Raw genomic sequence first — 6,152 nt, 5'->3', positions numbered from 1 at the left:
TTGATGAACCGAATATCTGGAACTATCTTTGTCCGTAATTACAGGTAAAAACTAACGCACGACCGTATCAAGGGGCAGTCGTGATCCCCGCGAGCAGCGCGAGCGGGGGGCACGGGAGACAGAGTCTCCCGGAGGGGCGAAGCACGGCGACGGTAGCACCGCAGCGAGCAACGCGAGCGAGGAGCGCACCGAGCCGCGCGAGTCCTCGCGACTGGGGCTTTGGAGTGAGTCACCGCAGGGCGATCGGTCAGATTGACATCCTCCTCCGCGTTCACGCGAAGGAATCCTGAGTGTTGGAGATTTCAGGTTTGCAGTTTCACCGAACCCCGACACGGTGAGAATCCGTGCGAGATTCACGGACTGTGGCGAGTGGGACTGCTAGGAGTGCCAACCCCCCGGTACTCCTATCCTCCGTCATATCGGGACTTCCAGAGTTGTTTTTGCCTCAGGGAGTCCGGCAGACCTCGACGGACTCGGAGTTAGTTTAACGCTGCTTACAGCAGTCAACTCCGGTCGAATCCTGTGAGGGTTCGCCGGTTATCGACTGGTTCCGATTATTGCTTGGTTGCTTGGGGCGGCGAAGCCGCCATCGTAGGACGAGGCAAAATCACTCTGTTCTCGCCTGATTCCTACCTCTTTCGGAGGTTGCCTGCCAAGTAAAAGTAGGGATTGGAAATCTCAGACAAGTGTCGAGACGTGGATTGATTCCGTGGTGTCGGATTCATCCCGCGCGTAAAGGCGCGGGTATTCTCCTTGTATTGTATAAACGACCGACGGCGACACCCTGCGGTCGGTTGTACCCCCCATCGGTCGGGAAGCACCTCTCGGCGACCGGCCGCCGCGGACGAGAACGCCTCTTCCGGGGCGGAGTGCAACGCGCCCGAAGCCTACCCCGCCCGCCACTCGCCGCCGATCTCGTGGCGCTGCATCGACGCGGCCTCCCCGTCGCGGAAGACGCTCACGCGCCCCGTCTCCTCGCTCAGCGTCACCGTCGCCACGACCTCCGGTCGGACCGAGGTCTCGGTCGCGCTCATGTGCCGCGACCCCATCCACGGCTCGTAGCCCACGTCGTCGACGAGGTCAGACTCGCCCCTCTGCGTGCCCAGGTCGCGGAACCGCACCATCTGCGCCTCGATCTCGCCGTCGACCCCGACGACGATTCCGCCGTCCTGCTCGACGCTCACCGTCTCAGCGGCGCCGATGAAGGCGTCCTCGTCGAACACCGACGCGCAGCCCTCCCGGGGCCAGCGGTTGTCGCCCATCGGGTCGGCGTACGCGCCGTAGTCGCGGTCGGCGACGACCGCGAAGTACAGCCCCGGCCCCTTGACGTGCGGCTCCTCCCAGCCGTCGAACTCGACGCTGACGTGCTCGGCGCAGTAGATGAGCCGGTCGACGACCTCCCGGACGCGCTCGTGGCCGCCGTACTCGATCGCCAGCCGACTCATTCCGCCTCCCCGCCGTGCCGCCCGCGACGCTCCTGAACGCTCATACCGGGAGAAGGCGAGGGAGGTATATAAGGGGTTCCGAGTCGGGTTGGTCAAGCCGGTCGAGCCGGTCAACCGCTCGAACCGGTCAACCGGTCGAGCCGGTCGAGCCGGTCGAACCGCCCTATCGCGCGAGGACCGGCGATCGACTCAGTCCCACGGCGTGAAGACCCCCGCGTCGAACCTGTCAGCGCGGACGAGCCCGACGCCGAACGCGGCGGCGACGGCGGCCGGCAGGGGGTTCCCGTACCAGAGGTTGATCCCGCCCCAGAGGATCACGAAACTCACCATGTCGTCGAGCATGAACTCGCAGTCGCGCAGGCGGTCGCGCAGCGTCGTCCCCGCGAACGCCCGGTCGAGCGTGACGACCGCGACGGTCGCCGACACCACCCAGCCGGCGTAGTTCGAGAGCGGGACGCCGTAGAAGGCCCCGTCGCCGAAGCTCCAGAAGCCGAGCGCGACCGCGCCGGGGTCGAGGACGACGTCCATCGCGACGACCGCGGCGATCACGGCCGCCAGCCGGAGCCAGCCGTTCGACGCCCGCGAGCCCAACAGGAGGAGACACAGCAGGTACGCGTTGATCACGAGCGGGATAAAAAAGACCGGGAGGGCGACCGGCACCCCACCGAGCATCGGCCCGAGGTCGACGATGTACTCGAAGCTCCCGTACGGCCACCCGGTAGCGACGCCGACCAGCTCGATGAGGTAGGTGTACGCGGTCAGGACGGCGATCCACCCGAGCGCCCGCCGGTCGATCGCGGGCAACACGCCGACGACGAGCGGCGACCGCATCACGAGCACGCCGAACAGCACGAACCACGGGTGGAAGGCGAACGGCTCCGGCACCCACCCCTCCGCGCTGCCGACGAGCGCGAGCGCGCCGATCAGCGGGAACAACACGGCGATGGTGAACCGGTTCTCGCGGACGGTCCGGTCGAGCAGGGCCTCGGCCCCGCGGCGCGTGTCGGGGAGCCGCGCGCGGAGGGCGCTCGCGTCGGCGGAGACCGACTCGTGGGACCCGCCTTCGTCGCTCACGCGAGCGCCTCCGTGATCGGGTAGACGCGCCAGAGCCCGCCCATCGCCAGCAGGGTGCCGACGACGGTGTTCAGCGCCGGGAACCACCAGTAGGCGCGGTCGACCGACACCGACGAGAGAGCGACCCACGCGACGAAGACGGGGTAGACGCCGAGCAGCGCGCCGAGCCGGAGGTCCACCGCGGCGAACGCGGCCGCGGCGGCGACCCAGCACGCGAAGCAGTAGACGTACGTCCGGCCCGCGCCGAGCAGCGTCGCCGTCGTCCGGATCCCGGCGGCCCGGTCCGGTTCGATGTCGGGGATCGCGGAGAACGTGTGCATCCCCATCGTCCAGAGCCAGGCGCCCGCGAGCGCCGCGAGCGGCGGGTGGCTCCCCGCGACGGTGGCGTACGCGGCCGCGCCCGGGAGCACGTAGAGGCCGTTCGAGACGGAGTCGAGGAACGGCGTCGTCTTGAACCGCACCGGCGGGGCGCTGTAGCCGACCGACAGCAGGAGGAACCCGCCCAGGTACGGCCACGCGACCCGCGGCGCGATCGCGAAGGTGGCGAGCCCCGCGAGCGCCGACGCCAGCACCGCGACGGCGACAAGGCGGCTCCCGCGCCAGCGCGCCTCGCGCTCCTCCTTCTTCGGGTTCAGCTCGTCGATGTCGGCGTCGAAGGCGTCGTTGACGCCGTAGAGGAAGACGTTCGCGGGCACGAGGAAGTACGCCGCCAGCGCCACGGTCGTCGGCGTGAACAGGCCGCTCACGTCGGCGATCCCGTAGGTGACCCCGACCGCGACGGGGCCCGCCAGGTACAGCCAGAAGCGCGGCCGCGACAACACCAGCAGGTACCGGAGGTCGTCGGCGATCGACCGCGTGTCGGTCGCTGTGTCGCTCACGGCCTCGCTCACGTCGTTTTCGAGACCGCCTCGGCCGTTATCTGTCCGCTGATGAGACACATCGGGACGCCGATGCCGGGCGTCGTCGTCGACCCCGTGAAGTAGAGGCCGTCGACCGCGTCGGACTCGTGGGACGGCCGGAGCAGCGAGGTCTGTCGCAGCGTGTGCGCCAGTCCGAGCGCGCTCCCGCGGTAGCTGTTGTACCGGTCGGCGAAGTCGTTGACGCAGAACGTCTCCTCGAAGACGATCCGGTCGCGCAGCTCGGTCCCGGTGTTCTCCGCGATGTCGTCTAACACGCGGTCGCGGAACTCCTCGCGGAGCTCGGGAGTGTCTTCCAGCCCGGGCGCGATGGGGACGAGCGCGAAGAGGTTGCTGTGGCCCTCCGGCGCCACCGTGTCGTCGGTCTCGGAGGGAACACAGAGGTAGTAGGCGGGGTCGTCGGGCCACGCCGGGTCGTCGAAGATCTGCGCGAAGTGCTCGTCCCACGCCGTCGGCAACACCAGCGTGTGGTGTTCGAGGTCCGGCACGTCGCCCTCGACGCCGAGGTACAGCAGGAACGCAGAGGGGGCGTACGTCCGCGACTCCCAGTACTCCTCCGTGTACTGGCGCTTGCGCGGCGGGAGCAGCTCCTGTTCGGTGTGCGCGTAGTCCGCGTCGGAGACGACCAGGTCGGAGAGGTAGCGCTCGCCGTCGGCGGCGTCGACCGCGAACCCGCCGCGGCGCCCCTCGATCCCCGTCACCTCGGCGTCGGTGACGTACTCCACGCCGAGGTCCTCGCCGAGCTCGACGATGCCGTCGACGACGGCGCCGATCCCGCCCTCGGGGTAGTAGACGCCCATGTTGTAGTCCACGTGGCTCATCAGGTTGTACAGCGCGGGGGTGTTGTACGGCGACCCGCCGAGGAAGACGAGGGTGTACTGCATCAGCTGCTGGAGCTTCGGGTGGTCGAAGTAGCTCTCGACGTGCCCCTGCATCTTGCCGAGCAGCGAGAGTCCCCACGAGTACCGCATCACGTCCTTGTCGACGTAGTCGCGGAGCCGCGGGCGGTCCTCGTAGACGAAGTGCTCCATCCCGATGTTGTACGTCCGCTCCGACTCCTCCAGGTACGCCTCGAACGCCTCGCCCGCGCCGGGCTCGTACTCCTCGAACAGCTGCTTGTTCTTCTCTCGGTCGGGGAGCACGTCGACCTTGTCGCCGTCCTTCCAGAACACGCGGTAGTGGGGGTCGAGGCGCTCCAACTCGTAGAACTCGTCGGGCGAGCGGCCGAAGTGGCCGAAGAAGCGCTCGAACACGTCCGGCATCAGGTACCACGAGGGACCCATGTCGAACCGGAACCCGTCGGTCTCCAGCCGGCTCGCACGCCCGCCGAGCTGCTCGTTCTTCTCCAAGAGGGTCACGTCCGCGCCGGCGTTCGCGAGGTAACACGCGGTCGAGAGGCCGCCGAATCCGCCGCCGATCACGACGACGGACTCGCCGGCCACGGCGTCGATGTCCGGGGCCACGTCCATGTGATCTCGTAGGGGCGGCGGCGGTATAAATACCGGCCAGACGCGGCCGGAGGGCGCTGACCCGAGCCGCGGGCAGCCGCCGGTCGACGCGGCGACCGGCCGTCAATCGGCGCCGCAAGTGGGTACGCCTAAGTCGCCGTCGTCCCTATCGAGTCTCATATGGAACCGACGGTCGCGATCACCGGCGCAACGAGCGGGATCGGGCGGGCGGTGGCCGAGGCGTTCGTCGAGGCGGGGGCGTTCGTCGCCGTCTCCGGCCGCGACGGGAACGCCGTCGATCGGACCGTCGCGGAGCTCAACGGCGAGGGGGACAACGGGGGCGGGGGAGATAGCGAGGACGCCGCCGGGGCGGACGGCGGACACGCCAGCGGCGAGGCAGACGGCGAGGACGTCCACGGCGGAGAGAACGACGAGGACGCCCCCGACGCCGCCGGCACGGCGTGGGGCGACCGCGTCGACGTCCGCGACGAGTTCGACATCGAGCGCTTCTTCCAGCGGGCCGCCCGCGAAGGCGGGCCGATCGACGTCGTGTTCGCGAACGCCGCCGTCTTCCACGCTGGGCCCGGCGAGCGCCCGACGGACGACCTCTCGTACGCCGACTACGACGACACCATGCGCACCAACGCCCGCGGCGTCTTCGCGACGGTCACCGAGGCGGTCCCGCACCTCGCCGACGACGCGCGGGTGATCGTCCCCTCCGGCTCGGTCGCCCACGAGTCGAAGGCCGGCATGGGCGCGTACGCCGTCTCGAAGGCCGCGGCCGAGGCGGTCGCGCGCGGGTTCGCGGCCGACCTCGACGCGACGGTCGGCGTCGTCGACCCGGGGCTCGTCGCGACCGACCTGACCGGGATGGAGCGCGCCCGCGACCCCGAGAGCGTCGCGCCGCTGTTCGTCTGGGCGGCCACCGAGGCGCCTGCCGCGGACCTGAACGGCGGTCGGTTGGGGCTGCGTGAATGGAAGAAGGCGACGCGATAGGACTGAGGTGATCTCGGGTCGGCGACGAGGGTCGCGAAGGCCCCGGCCGCTCGCTTATAAATACCTGATCGTAGATCGGCGGTGAACACCTCCAAAGCCCCAGCCGGGAGGACTCGCGCGGCTCGGTGCGCTCCTCGCTCAGTCGCTCCCGCTCCTTCGCTGCGGTGCTTCTGTCGCCGTGCTTCGTCCTCCCAGCTGCCCCTTTGAGTCCCGCCCGACCGCACCGCAACCGCACCTCACGCCTCCCCAGCCTCGGGGGGGGGGGGGGGGGG

The 6,152-nt window shown here is 69.3% G+C and carries 5 protein-coding genes; 1 reads left to right on the top strand and 4 read right to left on the bottom strand.

Features of this window, described 5'->3' with window-relative positions; genetic code table 11:
• Nucleotides 1-887 precede the first annotated feature (887 nt).
• From N5096_RS11265 to N5096_RS11250, 4 genes are all read right to left on the bottom strand, one after another.
• On the bottom strand, nt 888-1,445 hold the full coding sequence (locus N5096_RS11265) for a diadenylate cyclase (RefSeq protein ID WP_267664782.1): 558 nt from the start codon (nt 1,443-1,445) through the stop codon (nt 888-890).
• 189 nt (nt 1,446-1,634) lie between these two features.
• Nucleotides 1,635-2,519, bottom strand: coding sequence for a bisanhydrobacterioruberin hydratase (gene cruF, locus N5096_RS11260; RefSeq protein WP_267664780.1), 885 nt, complete (start codon nt 2,517-2,519; stop codon nt 1,635-1,637).
• On the bottom strand, nt 2,516-3,409 hold the full coding sequence (locus N5096_RS11255; RefSeq protein WP_267664779.1) for a prenyltransferase: 894 nt from the start codon (nt 3,407-3,409) through the stop codon (nt 2,516-2,518). Before N5096_RS11255 ends, cruF begins: the two co-directional genes overlap by 4 nt.
• Nucleotides 3,406-4,905 (bottom strand): phytoene desaturase family protein, encoded by a 1,500-nt coding sequence (locus N5096_RS11250; protein WP_267664778.1) that lies wholly within the window; start codon nt 4,903-4,905, stop codon nt 3,406-3,408. Before N5096_RS11250 ends, N5096_RS11255 begins: the two co-directional genes overlap by 4 nt.
• A gap of 159 nt (nt 4,906-5,064) precedes the next feature.
• On the opposite strand from N5096_RS11250, the gene N5096_RS11245 reads away from it, so the two are divergent.
• Entirely contained in the window at nt 5,065-5,880 is an 816-nt protein-coding gene (locus N5096_RS11245) for an SDR family oxidoreductase (RefSeq protein ID WP_267664777.1), read from the top strand.
• The last annotated feature ends 272 nt before the right edge of the window (nt 5,881-6,152 follow it).

Origin of the sequence: Halorubrum yunnanense (assembly GCF_026586675.1) — an archaeon.
Classification (GTDB): domain Archaea; phylum Halobacteriota; class Halobacteria; order Halobacteriales; family Haloferacaceae; genus Halorubrum; species Halorubrum yunnanense.
Note: the sequence above shows the minus strand (reverse complement) of the source record. Positions and strands in the feature narration are given on the sequence as shown.